This is a genomic window from Phenylobacterium sp. J426, assembly GCF_024699945.1.
GTDB lineage: Bacteria > Pseudomonadota > Alphaproteobacteria > Caulobacterales > Caulobacteraceae > Phenylobacterium.
In genome coordinates, this window is sequence record NZ_JAJOMY010000001.1 from 2,227,344 (window position 1) to 2,244,491 (window position 17,148).

Consider the following 17,148-nt stretch of genomic DNA (forward strand, 5'->3'; position numbering starts at 1 on the left):
GCTAAATTCCGAGAGTTGTAGCGAACTCAGTCGTAACGGCCTCTAGGCCGTCGACTACGCTTTGATGGCTTTGATTGTTGTGGGCGGTTAAGACCACGGGCACCCCGTACTCCGGAGCGCCTGCGAACAACGTGTCGTTCCGTTTGATATAGGATTCGAAGACGGGGAGCTCGCTGTCGCGCTGCACGCGCGCGATATAATTGCGCTGAGCCGAAATGGGTCGGTCACCGTACTCTTGGATCATCGTAAACACGATGCCGACGACCGCCGGCTCGATTGGCTCGTCACCATCCACTGAGTCTACGGCTACATATTCGTTGTAGTCTTTAATCAATCCGCGAATGCTTCGCATCAGGTAGTCAATGCCAAGGGTTGATAGTTCATCGGGGCGAGTTGGGACTAGGATGTAGTCACTGGCAATGATCGCGGTTTTTGTGACGATGTTGAAGTTGGGAGGGCAGTCAATCAGGACGATGTCATAGTCCATTTCCTCGGCGAGGACTTCCAGGCCTTCGGCGAGGCGTCGGTGGATTGCGATGAAGTTTTTCTTGGCTTGGGAGAGATTCGCGCCACCCAGCTTCGTTGCCAACTCCAAATCAACGTTGATCAGGCCAAGGTGCGAGTAGATCACATCGAGCTCACCGCGGCCTCTGAGCTTTTGCTTCATGCGCTCAGGGCTGTGGACCAACTCGGATAAAGGCATCGGCGCGCCAGACTCGTGCGCGTCGAACCAGGCTTTGATTGTCCCGGACGCCTCGAAATTTGAACTCCATTCATCAGGCTTGATAAACGAAAAGGTCAGGCTTGCTTGTGCGTCCAGATCGATGAGCAGCACGCGTTTGCCTCGCCAAGCTAGCTCTGCGCCAAGGTTGGCGGTGAGTGATGTTTTGCCGACGCCACCCTTGTAGTTAATGACCGAAACTACCTTCATCTTCCGTCCCCGGCCCCTCGCTTTGGCGCACCTTATCTACCGGGGTTTGGAGGCGCTAGACGGTTGGGTCGGCTTCCGTGCAGTGGTGGGATCGGCCGATAGCTGCTGAGCCACATTACGCGTTACGCCTCACTCTGCTCCTAGTCCTCCCGATCCCGCGCATAGCTCCGCGCCAGCGGAAACGGCGGCAACCACCCCTCCCGCCGGATGGTCCAGTTCTCGTAGGTCGGGGTGAGCTGGTCCGGGGCGTCGAGCGCCCCTAGGTGCACCTCCACCTCGTCGGCGTAGCGGGCGAAGACGGAGGAGCCGCAGCGGGGGCAGAAGTGGCGGTTCTTCCAGTGGCGGGTCTCGCCCTCGATGGCGACCGAGGCCTCCGGGAAGATGGCGGCGGCGAAGAACAGCGCCCCGTGGTGCTTGCGGCAGTCGAGGCAGTGGCAGATCCCCACGCGGTTCGGCTGGCCTGTCGCCGTGAGCCGCACCTCGCCGCACAGGCAGCCGCCGGTGAAGGTCTCGGACATCGTGGGGCTCCGGTTCGATGGGGACGGTCGGGGTTTAAGTTCTGGCGGGGAGGTTGGCTCCGCCTTGCCGGCGCCTCAAGGCGCAGGCTCGGCCCGGCCTTAGGCGCCGCCCCTACCGCCGCCCACGGCCCTTTCGGAACGCTTCGGCCTTCTCGGCCCGCGCCTCGGCCCGGACGCGCTTGACCGCATCCTTGTCGCCCGTCTCGCCCTCGCCCGCCAGGGCGTCGGCGGCGAACTCCAGGTCCAGCAGCTTCAGCCGCTTGACCTCGTCGCGCAGGCGGGCGGCCTCCTCGAACTCGAGGTTCGAGGCCGCCTCGCGCATCCGGTTCTCGAGGTCGCGCAGGGTGGCCTTGAAGTTGTCGCCCATGAACGGCTTGCCGTTCTCGGCGACGCCGACCGGCACCAGCACGTGGTCCTTCTCGTAGGGGCTCGCCAGGATGTCCTTGATCTGGCTCTTCACGCTCTCGGGCGTGATGCCGTGCTCGAGGTTGTAGGCCTCCTGCTTCTCGCGGCGGCGCTGCGTCTCGGCCATCGCCCGCTCCATCGAGCCGGTGATGTGGTCGGCGTAGAGGACCACCTTGCCCTCCACGTTCCGCGCCGCCCGGCCGATGGTCTGGATCAGCGAGGTCTCCGAGCGCAGGAAGCCCTCCTTGTCGGCGTCGAGGATGCCCACGAAGCCGCACTCGGGGATGTCGAGGCCTTCCCGCAGTAGGTTGATGCCGACCAGGATGTCGAAGGCGCCGAGCCTGAGGTCGCGGATGATCTCGATCCGCTCCAGGGTGTCGACGTCGGAGTGCATGTAGCGCACGCGCAGGCCCTGCTCGTGCATGTACTCGGTCAGGTCCTCGGCCATCTTCTTGGTCAGCACGGTGATCAGGCTGCGGTAGCCGTTCGCCGTCGTCTGGCGGACCATGTCGATGACGTCGTCCACCTGGCTGAAGCCGTCCTTCGAGACCGGGCGCACCTCCACCGGCGGGTCGATGAGGCCCGTCGGGCGGATCACCTGCTCGGCGAAGACGCCGCCCGAGCGTTCCATCTCCCACGGCCCCGGCGTGGCCGACACGTGCACCGTGTCCGGCCGCATGGCGTCCCACTCCTCGAACTTCAGCGGCCGGTTGTCGATGCACGACGGCAGCCGGAAGCCGTACTCCGCCAGCGTGAACTTCCGCCGGTAGTCGCCCCGGTACATGCCGCCGATCTGCGGCACGGTCTGGTGGCTCTCGTCGACGAACAGCAGGGCGTTGTCGGGGATGTATTCGAAGAACGTCGGCGGCGGCTCGCCCGGCCGGCGGCCGGTCAGGTAGCGCGAATAGTTCTCGATGCCGGCGCAGGAGCCGGTGGCCTCGATCATCTCGATGTCGAAGGTGGTGCGCTGCTCCAGCCGCTGGGCCTCCAGCAGCTTGCCGTTGGCCACCAGCCAGTCGAGGCGCTCCTTCAGCTCCACCTTGATCTGGTTGATCGCCTGCCGGAGCGTCGGCCGCGGCGTCACGTAGTGGCTGTTGGCGTAGATCTTCACGCCCTCCAGCTCCGAGGTCTTCTTGCCGGTCAGCGGGTCGAACTCGACGATGGCCTCGATCTCGTCGCCGAACAGGCTGATGCGCCAGGCGCGGTCTTCGTAGTGGGCCGGGAAGATCTCGATGGTGTCGCCGCGCCGGCGGAACGTGCCGCGCTCGAAGGCCTGGTCGTTGCGCTTGTACTGCAGGGCCACGAGGTCGCCGAGCAGCTTCTTCTCGTCGATCCGGTCGCCGGGCTTCAGCTGGAAGGTCATGGCCGAATAGGTCTCGACCGAGCCGATGCCGTAGATGCACGAGACCGAGGCCACGACGATGACGTCGTCGCGCTCCAGGATCGCCCGCGTCGCCGAGTGGCGCATCCGGTCGATCTGCTCGTTAATCGAGCTGTCCTTCTCGATGTAGGTGTCCGTCCGCGGCACATAGGCCTCGGGCTGGTAGTAGTCGTAGTAGGAGACGAAGAACTCGACCGCGTTCTCGGGGAAGAAGCTCTTGAACTCGGAATAGAGCTGGGCCGCCAGCGTCTTGTTGGGCGCCAGGATCAGCGCCGGCCGCTGGGTCTGCTCGATGACCTTGGCCATGGTGAAGGTCTTGCCCGAGCCGGTGACGCCCAGCAGCACCTGGTCGTGCTCGCGGCCCTCGAGCCCCTCGACCAGCTCCTTGATCGCCTGCGGCTGGTCGCCGGCCGGCTCGTAGCTGGAGACCAGCTTGAACTTGCGGCCGCCCTCGCTCTTCTGCGGCCGCTCCGGACGGTGCGGCTTCCACAGCAGCGGCATGGTGTTCTCGTCGTAGTCGAAGGCTCCGGACATGTCGGAGACGCCGGCAGGCGCGGGAACTTGGGCTTTGGGCATGGGCGTGAACGTAGGTATTCCAGGCTGTGTCCGCCACCATAACGCACAGGGCTGCTGACAGCAGAGTGGCAGCATCGGAGGAGAGATGATCGCGCTGGCTCTGGCGGCCGCCCTGGCGGCTTCCGACTTCCGGCCGCTGGACCCGGAGAACACCCTGGTCATCGAGACCAGCAAGGGCCGGGTGGTGGTCGAGATGCAGCCGGCGATGGCGCCCAGGGCCGTCGCGCGGATCAAGACGCTGGCCCGGGAGGGCGTCTACGACGGCCTGCAGTTCCACCGCGTCATCGACGGCTTCGTCGCCCAGACCGGCAACCCCGACAACCGCGACGGCGGGGCCTCGGGCCATCCGGACCTGCCGCCGGAGTTCCAGTTCCGCGTGCCGGCCGAGGCGGTGTCGATCGCCGTGGAACGCAGCGACGGGATCGAGGGCCTGATGGGCGCGACGCCCTTCGCCGGGGTGAGGATGGCCGACGGCCGGGTGCGCGGCTGCTGGGCGCCTACTGCCCGGGCGTGGTCGGGATGGGCCGGCAGGCCGACCCCGGCACCGCCAACTCGGAGATCTTCTTCATGCGGGCTCCGGCCCGGAGGCTGGATCACGAGTACACCGTCTGGGGCCGGGTGGTGCAGGGGCAGGCGGCGATCCTTGCCGTCGCCGCCGGCGAGCCGCCGAAGGTCCCCGACCTGATGCTGAAGGCCCGGGTCGCCGCCGACCTCCCCGCCGCCGAGCGCCCGACCGTCCGGGTGCTCGACGAGAAGGGTCCCGCCTTCGCCGCCCGGCTGGCTGCGCTCAAGGCCGAGAAGGGCGCCGCCTTCACGATCTGCGACGTGGACCTGCCCGTCCGGTAGCGCCCAGGTATTTCTACGGCTGCGACTCTCCGTCCGGTTGTTGCCCTCTCCTCAGACGCGTAAGCGGCGCCGTATGAGGTACGAGGTGGTGGAAAACTCCGGCGAGTGGGTCGTCTCCCCGCGACGGCCAGGAACTCGCCCGGTTCGCCGGTCAGGACGAGGCGTTGCACGACGTCGCCGCCCGCCTCCGTGGCGCGGACACCACCCAGGCCACCACGCTCTGCATGCGCTACGAGCGCCGCAACTAGTCCGAGTTCGCGGGCTGCCGGCGCGCCTCGGCCGCGGCGGTCGTGAGCCGGCGGGCGGACTCCTCCGCCGCCTCCGGCGTGAGGGCGACGGCCACGGAGTCGGGGCCGAGCACGACAACCTCGCCCTCCACCGCATGGGCGGTCATGGCTTCCGAGAACGGTACTCTGAGCTCATTCATCTTCTAGACCCTGCGCCGCCCACAACCCGGCGCCCGGGCAAGCTGTTCCCGACCCTGTGAACTGGCCAAGCCTCACCGCGTTGTGTGACGCGTGAGCCGCATCAATCACTTCCTGGACAGCCTGGACGCCCAGGACTTCGCGGCCATCGAGCCGCGGCTGGAGCGGGTGTCGCTGCGGCGTGACGACGTGCTCAACCAGACCGGCACGCCCGTCACCCACGTCTACATGCCCGTCGACTGCATCCTGTCGGTCGTCGTCGTCATGCGCGACGGGGCCCAGATCGAGAGCCGCACGATCGGCCGGGAAAGCGCTTACGGCCTGCTCCACGCCCTCGGCTCGCGCATCGCCTACGAGACGATGCTGGTGCAGGTGGCCGGCGACGCCTGGCGCATGCCCGCCGCCGAACTGCAGGCGGCGGCGGCGAAGAGTCCCGCGCTGACCCGGGCCATCGTCCAGCATGCCCAGGCGACGAGCGTGCAGTCGGCGCGGGCCGCGGCGTGCAACGCCCTGCACCCGGCGGAGAAGCGGCTGTGCCGCTGGCTGCTGATGACCCAGGACCGTCTCGACGCCGACCTGGTGCCGCTCACCCAGGAACATCTGTCGATCATGCTGGGCGTGCAGCGGACCACGGTCACGGGCATCGCCTCGCAACTGCAGGCGCGCGGCGCGATCCGCTACTCCCGCGGGCGCATCCGGATCCTCGACCGCGGCTCGCTCGAGAGCTGCGCCTGTGAGTGCTACGGCGCGATCCAGGAGGCCGCGCGGCGGATCCTGGAGGACTGATCGCGCTTGCGGCGCCCCGGCGTTCCGGGCCAGATCGCGCGTTCCTCTGGAGGGTTGGGGTTGGGTCTTCTGAAGTCCTTGAGCGTGCGGGTCCTGCTGGGCCTGATCCTCGGCCTTGTCATCGGCGCGGCGGCCGCGGCGGCCGGCGACCCCATGGTGACCCGCGTGATCGAGGGGATCGAGGCGTTCGGCGGCCTTTGGCTCAACGCCTTGAGGATGACGGTCATCCCGCTGATCTTCGCGATCCTGGTGACCGGGATCGCCCAGGTCTCCGACGCGGCGGCGACGGGCAAACTCGCCGGCCGCGCCCTGGGCTGGTTCCTGGGCCTCCTGCTGCTGGGGTCGCTCTACAGCATCGCCTTCACCAACGGCCTGCTCGCGCTGTGGCCCGTCTCGCCGGAGGGGGCGATGGCGCTCCGCGCCGGCGCGCCCGGGACCTCGATCGAGAGCGCGACGCCCGACTTCGCAGCCTGGGTGCGCAGCCTCGCGCCGTCCAACCCGGTGAAGGCGGCGGCGGAGGACGCGGTGCTGCCGCTGGTGGTTTTCGCCATCTTCACCGGCTTCGCCCTGACCCGTCTGCCGCCGGAGCGTGGACGCCCCCTGGTCGAAATCTTCCAGGCCGTCGGCGACGCCATGATCATCATCGTCCGCTGGGTGCTGCTGGCCGGTCCGATCGGCGTCTTCTGCCTCGGCCTGGGCGTTGGCCTGCGCGCCGGCGTCGGCGCGGCCGGGACGCTTGGCCACTACATCGCGGTGGTTTCTCTGGCGGGGCTCGGGATCACCATCATCGGCTACGCCCTTGCCGTGATCGTCGGCCGTGTGCCGCTGGGCCGGTGGGCGCGGGCCACGGGCCCGGTGTTGGCGACGGCCTTCGCCACCCAGTCGTCGTTGGCCTGCCTGCCGGCGATGATCGAGCGTTCGACCGATGATCTGGGCGTGCCGAAGCGGATCGCCGGCCTCGTGCTGCCGCTGGCGGTGGCGGTGTTCCGCATGACCAGCCCGGTGATGAACCTGGCCGTCGCCATCTTCGTGGCCCACCTCTACGGCCTGGAGCCGACGCCGCTGCAGTACGCCGGGGCGGTGCTGGTGGCGCTGGCGGTCAGCGTCGGCTCGGTGGGGTTGCCGGGGCAGGTCTCGTTCATCATCAGCGTCGGCCCGATCTGCCTGGCGCTGGGCCTGCCGATCGAGATCCTGCCGATCCTGCTGGCGGTCGAAGTGGCCCCGGACATCTTCCGGACGCTCGGCAATGTGACGGGCGACATGGGCGTGACGGCGATCCTGGCGCGGGACGAGCCCAAGACCGCCGAACCCCAAGGCGCCTAGGGCGGCCGGCATGTTCCCCGCCGTCGCCCGTCCCGAGGTGCTGAGCCTCCGCCCGTCCAAGATCCGCGAGGTGGCCAACGCCGGCCTGGGCCGCGCCGACGTGCTGCCGTTCTGGTTCGGGGAGTCCGATCAGCCGACACCCGCCTTCATCCGAGAGGCGGCGGCCCGAGCGCTCGGCGAGGGCCGCACGTACTACACGCACAACCTCGGCACGGCCGAGCTGCGCGGCGCCCTTTCGGCCTATCTGCAGGACCTGCACGGGCGGCCGATCACAGAGGACCGTCTGGCGGTGACCAGCTCCGGCGTCAGCGCCATCATGCTGGCCGCGCAGCTGGTGGTCTCGCCCGGCGACCGCGTCGTGGTGGCGGGGCCGATCTGGCCGAACGTCCCGGAAATCCCCCGCATCCTGTCCGGCGACGTCCAGATCGTCCCGCTGGAGCCGGCCCTTGATGAACGTGGGCAGGGCCGCTGGCGGCTGGACCTGGACCGGCTGCTGGACGCGCTGACGCCGGACACCCGGGCCCTGGTGCTCAACTCTCCGAACAACCCGACCGGCTGGACCTTGCCCGCCGAGGCGAGAGGGGCGGTGCTGGAGCGCTGCCGCAGGTTGGGGATCTGGTTGATCTGCGATGACGTCTATGAACGGCTGACCTTCGGGGCGGAGCGCTCCGCCCCCAGCTTCCTGCCGTTAGCGGATCCGCGGGATCGGGTGATCGGCGTCAACAGCTTCTCCAAGGCGTGGCGCATGACCGGCTGGCGGCTGGGGTGGATGGTGGTTCCGCCGACGCTGACCGACAGCCTGGGCGTCCTGCTGGAGTACAACACCTCCTGCGCTCCGGACTTCCTGCAGACGGCCGCCGTCGCGGCGTTACGAAACGGCGAACCCCACGTCGCCGCCCTGCGGACGGAGCTGTCGACCGCGAAGGACCAGGTTCTTGCAGGCCTCCGCGCGCTGCCTGGCGTCGAGGCGCCGGAGCCGGACGGGGGCATGTACGCCTTCTTCCGTATCGACGGTTGCGCGGACTCCGTCGCGCTCGCCAAGGAGCTGATCGCCGAAGTGGGACTGGGGCTCGCGCCCGGCGTCGCCTTTGGGCCGGAAGGCGAGGGATGGCTGCGCTGGTGCTTCGCGGCGCGCGCGGAGAAGAACGCCGCCGGACTGCAGCGCCTGAGCCGTTATCTGGCGAAATAGATCCAGGCCGCGCACGCCGCCTGGGCCGCCGCGATCGACCAGAGCAGACTGCGGAAGGGCTCCTTGCGGGTCTTGTGGCGGAGGATCTGTTGGGCTGCGATCCCGCCCGGCGCGCCGCCGACCGCCACCAGCAGCAGCAGCGTCGCCTCGGGCGTTCGGCGCCGCCCGTCGATGGCGGAGCGCTTGTCGGCGGCGAAGGCGTAGAAGGTGACGAGGCTGGCGAGCGCGATCCAGGCGAGGAGCATGAGCCGGGCATAGCCGCCCAGCCCCTAACAAATGTTCCTAGGCGGAACGGCGCCCCGGCTGCCCGGTTGGGCTTCCGCACGGAGGGACGCCATGCGGATTCATCACCTCAACTGCGGCACCGACTGCCCCTTCGGCGGCGCGCTCTTCGACGGGCGCAGCAAGGGTGCGCTCGGCCATCTGGTCTGCCACTGCCTGCTGATCGAGACCGACGCTGGTCTGGTGCTGGTCGACACCGGCTACGGCCTGCGTGATGTGCGTGACCCGTTCCCGCGTCTGAGCCGCCCGTTCGCCGCCATGCTCAACATCCGGCTGCGGGAGGAGGAGACGGCCGTTCGGCAGGTCGAGCGGTTGGGCTTCTCGGCGGCCGATGTCCGGCACATCCTCATCACCCACCTGGACTTTGACCACGCCGGGGGATTGGAGGACTTCCCGAACGCCACCGTGCACCTGACGCGGACCGAATTCGAAACCTACAGCACGAAGCGGCACGGTTTCATCATGAAGAACCGCTACCGGCCGATGCAGGTGGACGAGGTGCGGAACTGGCGGACCTACGACCCGCAGGGCGAGCGCTGGTTCGGCTTCGGGGCCGTGCGCCAGCTCGAGGGGTTGCCGCCCGAGATCCTGCTCATCCCGCTGCGCGGCCATACCTGGGGCCATGCAGGGGTGGCGATCGACACGGACGACGGCTGGCTGCTGCACGCCGGCGACGCCTACTTCTACCGTGACGAGGTGCGCAGGCCCGACCGGCGCTGCACGCCGGGCCTGCGTGGCTATCAGACGATGATGGAGGTGGATCGGGCTGCGCGGCTCGCCAATCAGGATCGCCTGCGGGCGCTGTCTCTCGACCGCGCCTCGGGCGTGCGGATGATCTGCGCCCACGACGTGGTCGAGTACGAGGCCTGCTCGGGCGGACGCCCGCTTGGGCTCTAGCCGGCGGGCGGGCCGTCCGGCTGCGGTGCGTCGGCGGGCGGAGCTTCCGCGGCCGGCGCGGCCGGATCGCTGCCGCGGAGTGTGGCGGCCGCCAGGGTGGCGCGGCGTTCCAGGGCGGCGGCCGTGGTCTCGCAACGGGCGGGCAGGGCCCAGCTCATCCATTCCTGGGCCTTACGGGCCTTGGTGACGCCGGGCCCGGCGTTCCAGACGGCGCGCCCCTGCTTCACCGCCTCGGCGCCGGCCGCGTTGATCGGGCGAACCGAAGCCCGCTCGGCTGCGGTGATCGCCGACTGGAACAGCTTCAGCTTCTCGCGGCCGTCCTTCTGCATGTCGGCGTACACCTTCATGTCGTCCGCGAGGCTGGTGCCGGGCTTGCGGAACTGCTTCTCGATGCGGGTGACCTCCGGGATCACTTCGTCGTGCATGTCGAGATAGCCGCGCAACGCGCCGTAGCACCAGGCGACGAACTGGTAGTCCTCGCGTGGCGCGCCGGTCGGCCAACGCTCTTCCGCGGCGGCGGCCGGCGCGGCCTGGGCCGGTGCGGCGGCCGGCGCGTCTTGGGCGAAGAGGGCGAGGGCGATGGCAAGCGGGGTCATGAACAACCTTGTGGTCTGGAATCTTGTCAGCTTCGCGCCGATCCGGCGGGAGCGCCGTAACCGCCGCCCCCCGGGGTTTCGATCTCGATCGCGTCGCCAAGCTTCACCATAACGGAGAAGCAGCCGGGAAGTTCACTAACCTCGCCCGAGGCTTGGATCAAACGCTGCCGTCCCGCCAGGCCGGGCGACCCGCCTGCCGCCCCCTGCGGGGGCATGCTCCCGCCGGGAGGAGAGCAGAGCGACGTCCATGGGCGCCAGGAAGCGGATTCGTCGGAGCGCGCCGTCCCCGCCGCGCCGCGCGCCCGCCCCGCCGGACCCCCGGCGAACGCCGAATGTCTCGACGCGAACCGGGAAGCGCCGCTCGAGGATTTCGGGATCGGTGAGGCGGGAGTTGGTCATGTGGGTATGGACGGCGCTCGCCCCGTCGGCCGTGGCCGTCGCGCCCGCGCCGCCGCAGATGGTTTCGTAGTACTGCCGGGTCTCGTCCCCGAAGGTGAAGTTGTTCATCGAACCCTGGGCGTTGGCCATGACGCCCAGCGCGGAATAGAGGGCGTCCACGACGTGCTGGCTGGTCTCGACGTTGCCGGCCACAACGGCGGCCGGTGGTCGTGGGTCCAGCATCGAGCCTTCGCGGGTGCGGATCTCCAGGGGCTCCAGGCAGCCCGCGTTCAGTGGAATGTCGTCGTCGACCAGGGTCCGGAAAACGTAGAGCGCCGCAGCGTCGACGATGGCCGAGGGCGCATTGAAGTTGGATCCGAGCTGGTCGGCGCTGCCGGTGAAGTCGAGGGTGGCGGTCCGGGCCGCGGCATCGACGGTCGTCCGGACCACGACCTCGCCGCCGCCGTCCATCGGCACGCGGGCTCCGCCGTCCGACAGGCGGCCCAGCGCCCGACGGACCGCCTCGGCGGCGTTCTGCTGGACGAAGCCCATGTAGCGGGCGACGGCCTCGGCGCCGAACGTGCGGATCATGGCGGCGACGGCCGCGCCGCCGGCCTGGCAGGAGGCGACCTGGGCCTTGAGGTCTGCGATGTTGCGGTCGGGCGCGCGTGCGGGCCACCGGCCCTCGCTCAAGGCGGCGCGGACCTCTGTTTCCAGGAAGCGGCCGCCGGTCATGATCGGCAGCGCGTCGAGCAGAACGCCCTCCTCGTCGATGGTCTTCGAGAAGGGCGGCATGGAGCCGGGCTGCACCCCGCCGACGTCGGCATGGTGGCCGCGCGCGGCGACGTAGAAGGCCGCCTGCGCATCGCTGTCGGCCATGAACACTGGCATGACCACGGTGATGTCCGGCAGGTGGGTGCCGCCGGCGTACGGGTTGTTGAGCGCGAAGGCGTCGCCGGGCCGCAGCGTCGGATGCCGGTCGCGGACGGCCCGGACGCTGGCCCCCATCGAGCCGAGGTGCACCGGCATGTGCGGGGCGTTGGCCACCAGCCCGCCCTGGGCGTCGAACAGCGCGCAGGAGAAGTCGAGGCGCTCCTTGATGTTCACGGAGTGTGCTGTGCGCTCCAGCGCCGCCCCCATCGCCTCGGCCACGCCCATGAATCGGCGGTTGAACAGCTCCAGCGTCACCGGGTCGGGCCTGTCGAGGGCGACCGCGGCCTGGACCGCTGAGCCGATGCGGGTCAGGCGGATCAGGCCATCGGCTTCCCGGGACGCGCGCCAGCCTGGCGCAAGCGCGATCTGGGTGTCGCGGCGCACGATGAGCGCCGGACCGTCGGCGGTGGTGAGGGTGTCAGCGTCGAGCACCGGGGCCTCGTGCCAGGCGCCTTGGGCGAAAAGGCGCGTCAAACCCTCCCCCTTGTGGAAAGGGTCGAGCCGCGCAGCGGCCGGGGTGAGGAATGCCTGGTCCTCCCACCCGTCCGGGGCGTCCCCTCGGCCACCTTCACCGGGAAGCGTAGGAATAGACAGGGCCTCCGCCTCCACCGCCGCGATGAGGATGGTTCGCTCCGGTTCGATGAAGCCGAACAGGCGCTGGTGCGCAGCCTCGAACTCGGCCCGAATGTCTCCCGGGGGCTCCGGCAACGAGACCGGCAGCTCGGCGTCGGCGCCGTCGTAGCGGAGGCGGAGCGTGCGACGCACCTCGCCCACGGCCGCGTCCTGGGCCGAGAGGTCTGCGCGGGTCGCGGCTTCCACCTCGGCGAGCAGGGCCTCGGCCCGCTCCAGGCCCTCGGCGCCGAGCGGCGTCTCCAGGCCGGCCTGTCGCAGCGTCGCCACCTGGGCCTGGCCGATGCCCCAGGCGGAAAGGACGCTGCCGTACTTGGGGCAGAGGACTTCCGAAACGCCCAACGCCTCCGCCGTCTGGCAGGCGACCTGGCCGGCCGCGCCGCCGAACGCGACCAGCGCATGGCCGCGCGGGTCAAAGCCGCGCTCGGTGGAGATCCGGCGCACGGCCTGGGCCATCTGCTCGACGGCCACGGCGACGAAGCCTTCGGCGGCCGCCTCGACGCTCTCGGCGCCCATCGCCTCCGCCAGCTCGGCGAGCCGCGCGTGGGACGCCGCGGGATCGAGCGGCCCATCGCCGTTCGGGCCGAAGACATACGGAAAGGCCCGCGGATCGATGCGGCCGAGCACCAGGTTGGCGTCGGTCACCGTCGCGGGCCCGCCGCGGCCATAGCAGGCGGGGCCGGGGTCGGCGCCGGCGCTGGCCGGGCCGGCGCGGGCGCGCATGCCGTCGAAGGTGAGCACCGAGCCGCCGCCGGCCGCCACTGTCTCGACATCCAGCATCGGCGCGCGGAGCTTCGCACCGGCCACACGCGCGGTGTCGCGGCGTTCCAATGCCCCGGCGAACCGGCAAACGTCCGTGGAGGTGCCGCCCATGTCGAAGCCGAGCACGGCGTCGGAGCCGGCGGCGTCGGCCGTTCGGGCCACGCCGACCACGCCGCCGGCGGGCCCCGAGACCACGGCGTCCCGGCCGCGGAACGCCTCGGCGCGGACCAGGCCGCCGGCCGATGTCATGAAGAACAGCGGCGCGCCCTCGACCGCATCGGCGACCCGGCGGACATAGGCCTGCAGGACGGGGGGTCAGGTAGGCGTCGGCGACAGTGGTCTCGGCGCGCGGGATGAACCGCGGCAAGGGCGAGACCTCGTGGCTGAGCGCCACGAATTCGAACCCTGCGGCCCGCGCGATCTCGCCCGCGGCGATCTCGTGCGCGGGGTTGATGTCCGAATGCAGGAAGGCGATCGCCGCGGAGGTGAAGCCGTCGGCGACGGCCGCGTTCAGCGCTGCCCGCAGGGCGTCGTGATCCAGCGGTGTCTCCATGGCGCCGTCGGCGGCGAGGCGTTCGTCGGCTTCCACAACGCTGGCGTAAAGCGGCGCGGGCTTCTCGATCACGAGGGCGAACAGGTCGGGCCGGGCCTGGTCGCCGATGGCCAGCGCATCGGCGAAGCCGCGGGTGGTGACGAGCAGGGTCTTCGCGCCGCGCCGCTCGAGCAGCGCATTGGTGGCGACGGTCGTGCCCATCTTGATGGCTTCGACGCGGGCGGCCGGGAACGGCGCGTCAGGCTCCGCGCCCAGGATCCGACGCATCCCTTCCACCGCTGCGTCCGTATAGGCCGCAGACGACGACAGCAGCTTCAGCGAGGTCTCGGCGCCGTCCTCGCGCCGACCGATGACGTCGGTGAAAGTGCCGCCGCGGTCGATCCAGAAACTGAAGCGCATGTCCAAAACTTAACCTCGGGCGCTGATTGTCATGTCGCGGCCATAGTCCTAAGGCTTCCGCTTAGTCACATGAGCTTCTGGCGCAAGATAGCTGGGCTCGCCGTCCGCAAGATCGATGAAGCGGAATGCGACGAATGCCCGCCCGGGCTGCCCGGCGAGGATCCCGCCTTCTCCACGGCGGTGACGGCGCTTGGGGCGAAGCTCGCCAAGGCCGACGGGGAGGCGCACGCCGGCGAGTACGACGTCTTCGCCACCGTCTTCCAGTCTGAACCCGGCAGTGAAGGCAATGTGCGGCGCCTGTACCAGCTCGCGCGCCAGACCACCCGCGGCTTCGAGAGCTACGCGCGGCGGCTGAAGAAGCGCTACGGCGGCTGCCCGCAGCTGCTGGAGGACGTGCTGGACGGCCTGTTCCACATCGCCGCGTCCGACGGCGCTGTCACCGGTGACGAGCTGGCTTACCTGGAGCGGGTCTGCGAGCTGTTCGGCCTCTCGCCGCTCACCTTCCGGCGCCTGAAGGCGACGCACCTGGGCGCGGCCAACGACGATCCCTACGCCATCCTGAGCGTCGCGCCGGACGCTTCCGACGAGGCGGTCCGGGCCGCGTGGAAGGCGCAACTGAGTGAGGCCCATCCGGACCGCGCCCGCGCGCGGGGCCTGCCCGCGGAGTTCATCGAGGTGGCCGAGGCCAAGGCGGCGCAGATCAACGCCGCCTATGACGAGATCGTGCGCGAACGGAAAGCGATGCGGCTCGAAGGCGCGGCATAGGCGCGGAAGTCGCGCCGTTCAGCCCCTGTTGAGGTTGACGGCGGGAACCTCAGGGCCGAGATATTGAGTTACAGGCCTGAGGCAGGCCTAGAGGAAGGTCGATGGTGCACAACTTCGCCGCCAAGAACGGATCTGCGCTGAGCGGCCTGGCCGCCGTTGGGGCGACGCTCGCGACCGCCGCGGCCGTCGTGGTGGGCGCCGTCCTCGCGGTGTTCGCCGCCGCCACGGTGGCGGTGATCGCGGTGATGACCTCGGCCCTGCTGGCCTTCGCCGGTCTTGCGCTCCGCGCGCGCCGCCTGCGCGCGCGCCGCGCGGCGGACAACGGTCTGATCGAGGCCAAGCACCTGGGCGGTCATCACTGGGTCGCCTACGGCTGGAACGAACGCCCCTGATCCTCGCTGTCGCCCCGGCGTACGCCGGCTAGATCGCTCCCCGGAACCGACGTCGGCGAAGCATCTTCGCTTGCCTCTTGCGCTTGTCATGATAATGCGAGGCGTTCTTAACTAGACGCCTGGTTCCGCTTGACCGTCACCACGCCTCCCCACGCGTCGCTCGACGCCGCCGCCCGAGCCGCCCACGAGGCGCGCGCGCGGGCGAAGAAGCGCGCCCAGGCGCGGGCCGCCTTCCTGCGGCAGGTGATGCAATGGCATTGGATCAGCGCTGCCATCTGCCTTGCGGGCATGCTGCTGTTCGCGGCGACAGGGATCACCCTGAACCACGCCGCCGACATCAAGGCCGAGCCGAAGACGCTGGCGCGTGACGGCGCCTTGCCGGCCAGCCTGCTGCAGCCGCTGCAGGCCGCCGAGGCTTCGCAGGGCGAGCTGCCGGCCGGGGTGCGGAAGTGGCTCGGTGACGAGATGAAGGTGAAGGCGCCGGCGGGGCCGGTGGAGTGGTCCGCGGGCGAGGCCTATGTGGCGCTGCCCGGTCCCGGCTCGGACGGCTGGGTGACGCTGGACACCCAGACGGGCGCGGTGGCCTACGAGCGCACCGAACGCGGGTGGATCGCCTACCTCAACGACCTCCACAAGGGCCGCAACACCGGGCGGGTCTGGTTCTGGTTCATCGACGTCTTTGCCGTGGCGTGCGTCGTCTTCTCGATCACCGGCCTGCTGCTGCTGCAGCTCCACGCCCATGCCCGAAAGTCGACGTGGCCGCTGGTGGGCGCCGGCCTGGTGATCCCCGCCCTCATCGCCCTGTTCCTGATCCACTGAGGAGTGCGCATGCGCGTTCGCATCCCGACCTTGTTCGCCGCCGCCGGAGCCGCCGCGGCGCCGGCCGCCGCTGACGCCGCCGAGCTGCTCGTCACCGTGGAGATCCCGAAGCTGAACGTCGCCGAGTATCACCGGCCCTATGTGTCGCTGTGGATCGAAGGCCCGGACCAGTCCGCGGTGAAGACCCTGGCGGTCTGGTACGACGTGAAGCTGAAGAACAACGAAGGGACCACCTGGCTCAAGGACATGCGCCAGTGGTGGCGCAAGGCCGGCCGCAACCTGAGCCTGCCAGCCGACGGCGTCAGCGGTCCGACCAAGGGCGCCCGGGAGACACCAGGTGACCTTCGGCGCGGCTCAGATGCGCGGGGTCTCCCCGGGCCAGTACACGCTTGCCGTCGAGGCGGCCCGCGAGGTTGGCGGCCGCGAGGTGGTGCGCGTGCCGTTCACCTGGCCTGCGAACGGCGGGCCGAGGTCCGCCTCCGCGGCCGGCTCGTCCGAGCTCGGGCAAGTCACCGTCACCGCGAAACCCTGATCCTTCCGGAGAGATCGTCCGATGTCGAAAGCCTTCCGCGCGGTCGTCGCCGCCGCCCTGCTGAGCCTGGCCGCCGGCCCCGCCGCCCACGCCCACCGCATGTGGCTGGCGCCCTCGGCCACGGTGCTGTCGGCCCAGGATCCGTGGGTGACGGTGGACGCCGCCGTTTCGAACACCCTCTTCTATCCAGACCACGTCCCGATGCGGCTGGAAGGCGTTCAGGCGATCGGCCCCGACGGGCAGCCGGTGGAGCTGAAGAACGCGTCGACGGGCAAGTACCGCTCGACCTTCGACCTGCAGCTGACCAGGCCCGGCACCTACCGGGTGGCGAACGTCGCCGAGACGACGATGGCTTCATATAGGCAGGGCGGCGAGCAGAAGCGCTGGCGCGGCCCGGCGGCCCAGCTCGCCACCGCGATCCCCAGGGACGCCACGGAGGTGCAGGTGACGCACAGCCTCCGCCGCGTCGAGACCTTCGTCACCGCCGGTGCGCCGAACACCGCCGCGCTGAAGCCGACGGGTCGCGGCCTCGAGCTGGAGCCGATCACCCACCCGAACGATCTCGTGGCCAGCGAGAAGGCCCGCTTCCGGCTCCTGAACGACGGCAAGCCCGCGTCGGGCGTCGAGGTCGAGGTGGTGCTGGGCCAGGCCCGCTATCGCGACAAGGGCGTGGAGCTGAAGGTGACGACAGGCGCCGACGGCGTGTTCGAGATCGCCTGGCCCGAACCGGGGCTCTACTGGCTCGAAGCCGGCGTGCAGGGCGCGGGCGAGGGCGGGCAGCGGCGAAGCCTCGGCTACGTCGCGACGCTCGAGGTGATGCCCGACTAGGG

General features: G+C 69.9%; 16 protein-coding genes and 5 pseudogenes. 13 read left to right on the top strand and 8 right to left on the bottom strand.

Going from position 1 to position 17,148, the window contains the following annotated elements:
• Position 1: 1 nt before the first annotated feature.
• The 3 genes from LRS10_RS11705 to uvrB all read right to left on the bottom strand — a co-directional run bounded on the left by LRS10_RS11705 (position 2) and on the right by uvrB (position 3,811).
• Positions 2 to 931, bottom strand: a complete 930-nt coding sequence (locus tag LRS10_RS11705) for a ParA family protein (RefSeq protein ID WP_257837408.1) — start codon at positions 929 to 931, stop codon at positions 2 to 4.
• A gap of 140 nt (positions 932 to 1,071) precedes the next feature.
• Positions 1,072 to 1,449, bottom strand: a complete 378-nt coding sequence (locus LRS10_RS11710) for a GFA family protein (protein WP_257837409.1) — start codon at positions 1,447 to 1,449, stop codon at positions 1,072 to 1,074.
• A 112-nt stretch (positions 1,450 to 1,561) separates the two neighbouring features.
• Positions 1,562 to 3,811 carry an excinuclease ABC subunit UvrB gene (gene uvrB / locus LRS10_RS11715; protein WP_374569846.1) on the bottom strand — a complete coding sequence of 750 codons (2,250 nt, stop codon included), beginning with the start codon at positions 3,809 to 3,811 and terminating at the stop codon, positions 1,562 to 1,564.
• Between the two features lie 85 nt (positions 3,812 to 3,896).
• Here uvrB and LRS10_RS25110 point away from each other — a divergent pair.
• The 3 genes and pseudogenes from LRS10_RS25110 to LRS10_RS11725 form a co-directional block, all read left to right on the top strand.
• Positions 3,897 to 4,181, top strand: a pseudogene (locus tag LRS10_RS25110) (peptidylprolyl isomerase); the annotation flags it as partial.
• A gap of 149 nt (positions 4,182 to 4,330) precedes the next feature.
• Positions 4,331 to 4,411 (top strand): annotated as a pseudogene (locus tag LRS10_RS25115) (hypothetical protein); the annotation flags it as partial.
• Between the two features lie 84 nt (positions 4,412 to 4,495).
• Complete coding sequence (locus tag LRS10_RS11725; protein ID WP_257837411.1) at positions 4,496 to 4,657, top strand: hypothetical protein; 162 nt, start codon at positions 4,496 to 4,498, stop codon at positions 4,655 to 4,657.
• A gap of 244 nt (positions 4,658 to 4,901) precedes the next feature.
• On the opposite strand, the gene LRS10_RS11730 is transcribed toward LRS10_RS11725, so the two are convergent.
• Complete coding sequence (locus tag LRS10_RS11730) at positions 4,902 to 5,084, bottom strand: hypothetical protein (RefSeq protein WP_257837412.1); 183 nt, start codon at positions 5,082 to 5,084, stop codon at positions 4,902 to 4,904.
• A 91-nt stretch (positions 5,085 to 5,175) separates the two neighbouring features.
• On the opposite strand from LRS10_RS11730, the gene LRS10_RS11735 reads away from it, so the two are divergent.
• The 3 genes from LRS10_RS11735 to LRS10_RS11745 are packed head-to-tail and all read left to right on the top strand — an operon-like array spanning position 5,176 to position 8,380.
• Positions 5,176 to 5,868, top strand: coding sequence for a Crp/Fnr family transcriptional regulator (locus tag LRS10_RS11735; RefSeq protein WP_257837413.1), 693 nt, complete (start codon positions 5,176 to 5,178; stop codon positions 5,866 to 5,868).
• 60 nt (positions 5,869 to 5,928) lie between these two features.
• On the top strand, positions 5,929 to 7,191 hold the full coding sequence (locus tag LRS10_RS11740) for a dicarboxylate/amino acid:cation symporter (RefSeq protein ID WP_257837414.1): 1,263 nt from the start codon (positions 5,929 to 5,931) through the stop codon (positions 7,189 to 7,191).
• Between the two features lie 10 nt (positions 7,192 to 7,201).
• Entirely contained in the window at positions 7,202 to 8,380 is a 1,179-nt protein-coding gene (locus LRS10_RS11745) for a pyridoxal phosphate-dependent aminotransferase (RefSeq protein ID WP_257837415.1), read from the top strand.
• Here LRS10_RS11745 and LRS10_RS11750 read toward each other — a convergent pair.
• The gene (locus LRS10_RS11750; protein WP_257837416.1) at positions 8,365 to 8,625 is read right to left on the bottom strand and encodes a DUF1294 domain-containing protein; all 261 of its coding nucleotides are present in this window, start codon (positions 8,623 to 8,625) and stop codon (positions 8,365 to 8,367) included. The genes LRS10_RS11745 and LRS10_RS11750 overlap by 16 nt on opposite strands.
• Positions 8,626 to 8,716: 91 nt before the next feature.
• On the opposite strand from LRS10_RS11750, the gene LRS10_RS11755 reads away from it, so the two are divergent.
• Positions 8,717 to 9,559 (top strand): MBL fold metallo-hydrolase, encoded by an 843-nt coding sequence (locus LRS10_RS11755; protein ID WP_257837417.1) that lies wholly within the window; start codon positions 8,717 to 8,719, stop codon positions 9,557 to 9,559.
• On the opposite strand, the gene LRS10_RS11760 is transcribed toward LRS10_RS11755, so the two are convergent.
• Positions 9,556 to 10,155, bottom strand: a complete 600-nt coding sequence (locus LRS10_RS11760; protein WP_257837418.1) for a hypothetical protein — start codon at positions 10,153 to 10,155, stop codon at positions 9,556 to 9,558. The two genes, LRS10_RS11755 and LRS10_RS11760, sit on opposite strands and share 4 nt — an antisense overlap.
• Positions 10,156 to 10,181: 26 nt before the next feature.
• Positions 10,182 to 13,164: pseudogene (locus LRS10_RS11765) on the bottom strand (hydantoinase B/oxoprolinase family protein).
• 29 nt (positions 13,165 to 13,193) lie between these two features.
• On the opposite strand from LRS10_RS11765, the gene LRS10_RS11770 reads away from it, so the two are divergent.
• Positions 13,194 to 13,394: a hypothetical protein gene (locus tag LRS10_RS11770; protein ID WP_257839246.1), complete on the top strand. Its 201-nt coding sequence runs from the start codon at positions 13,194 to 13,196 to the stop codon at positions 13,392 to 13,394.
• Here LRS10_RS11770 and LRS10_RS11775 read toward each other — a convergent pair.
• Positions 13,325 to 13,810, bottom strand: a pseudogene (locus LRS10_RS11775) (hydantoinase/oxoprolinase N-terminal domain-containing protein); the annotation flags it as partial. The gene LRS10_RS11770 and the pseudogene LRS10_RS11775 overlap by 70 nt on opposite strands.
• Before the next feature lie 69 nt (positions 13,811 to 13,879).
• Here LRS10_RS11775 and LRS10_RS11780 point away from each other — a divergent pair.
• The 5 genes and pseudogenes from LRS10_RS11780 to LRS10_RS11800 all read left to right on the top strand — a co-directional run bounded on the left by LRS10_RS11780 (position 13,880) and on the right by LRS10_RS11800 (position 17,146).
• On the top strand, positions 13,880 to 14,575 hold the full coding sequence (locus LRS10_RS11780; RefSeq protein WP_257837419.1) for a DnaJ family molecular chaperone: 696 nt from the start codon (positions 13,880 to 13,882) through the stop codon (positions 14,573 to 14,575).
• Between the two features lie 101 nt (positions 14,576 to 14,676).
• Positions 14,677 to 14,967, top strand: coding sequence for a hypothetical protein (locus LRS10_RS11785; RefSeq protein ID WP_257837420.1), 291 nt, complete (start codon positions 14,677 to 14,679; stop codon positions 14,965 to 14,967).
• 129 nt (positions 14,968 to 15,096) lie between these two features.
• The gene (locus tag LRS10_RS11790) at positions 15,097 to 15,786 is read left to right on the top strand and encodes a PepSY-associated TM helix domain-containing protein (protein WP_257837421.1); all 690 of its coding nucleotides are present in this window, start codon (positions 15,097 to 15,099) and stop codon (positions 15,784 to 15,786) included.
• 9 nt (positions 15,787 to 15,795) lie between these two features.
• Positions 15,796 to 16,318 (top strand): annotated as a pseudogene (locus tag LRS10_RS11795) (DUF2271 domain-containing protein).
• 21 nt (positions 16,319 to 16,339) lie between these two features.
• The gene (locus LRS10_RS11800) at positions 16,340 to 17,146 is read left to right on the top strand and encodes a DUF4198 domain-containing protein (protein ID WP_257837422.1); all 807 of its coding nucleotides are present in this window, start codon (positions 16,340 to 16,342) and stop codon (positions 17,144 to 17,146) included.
• Positions 17,147 to 17,148 lie beyond the last annotated feature (2 nt).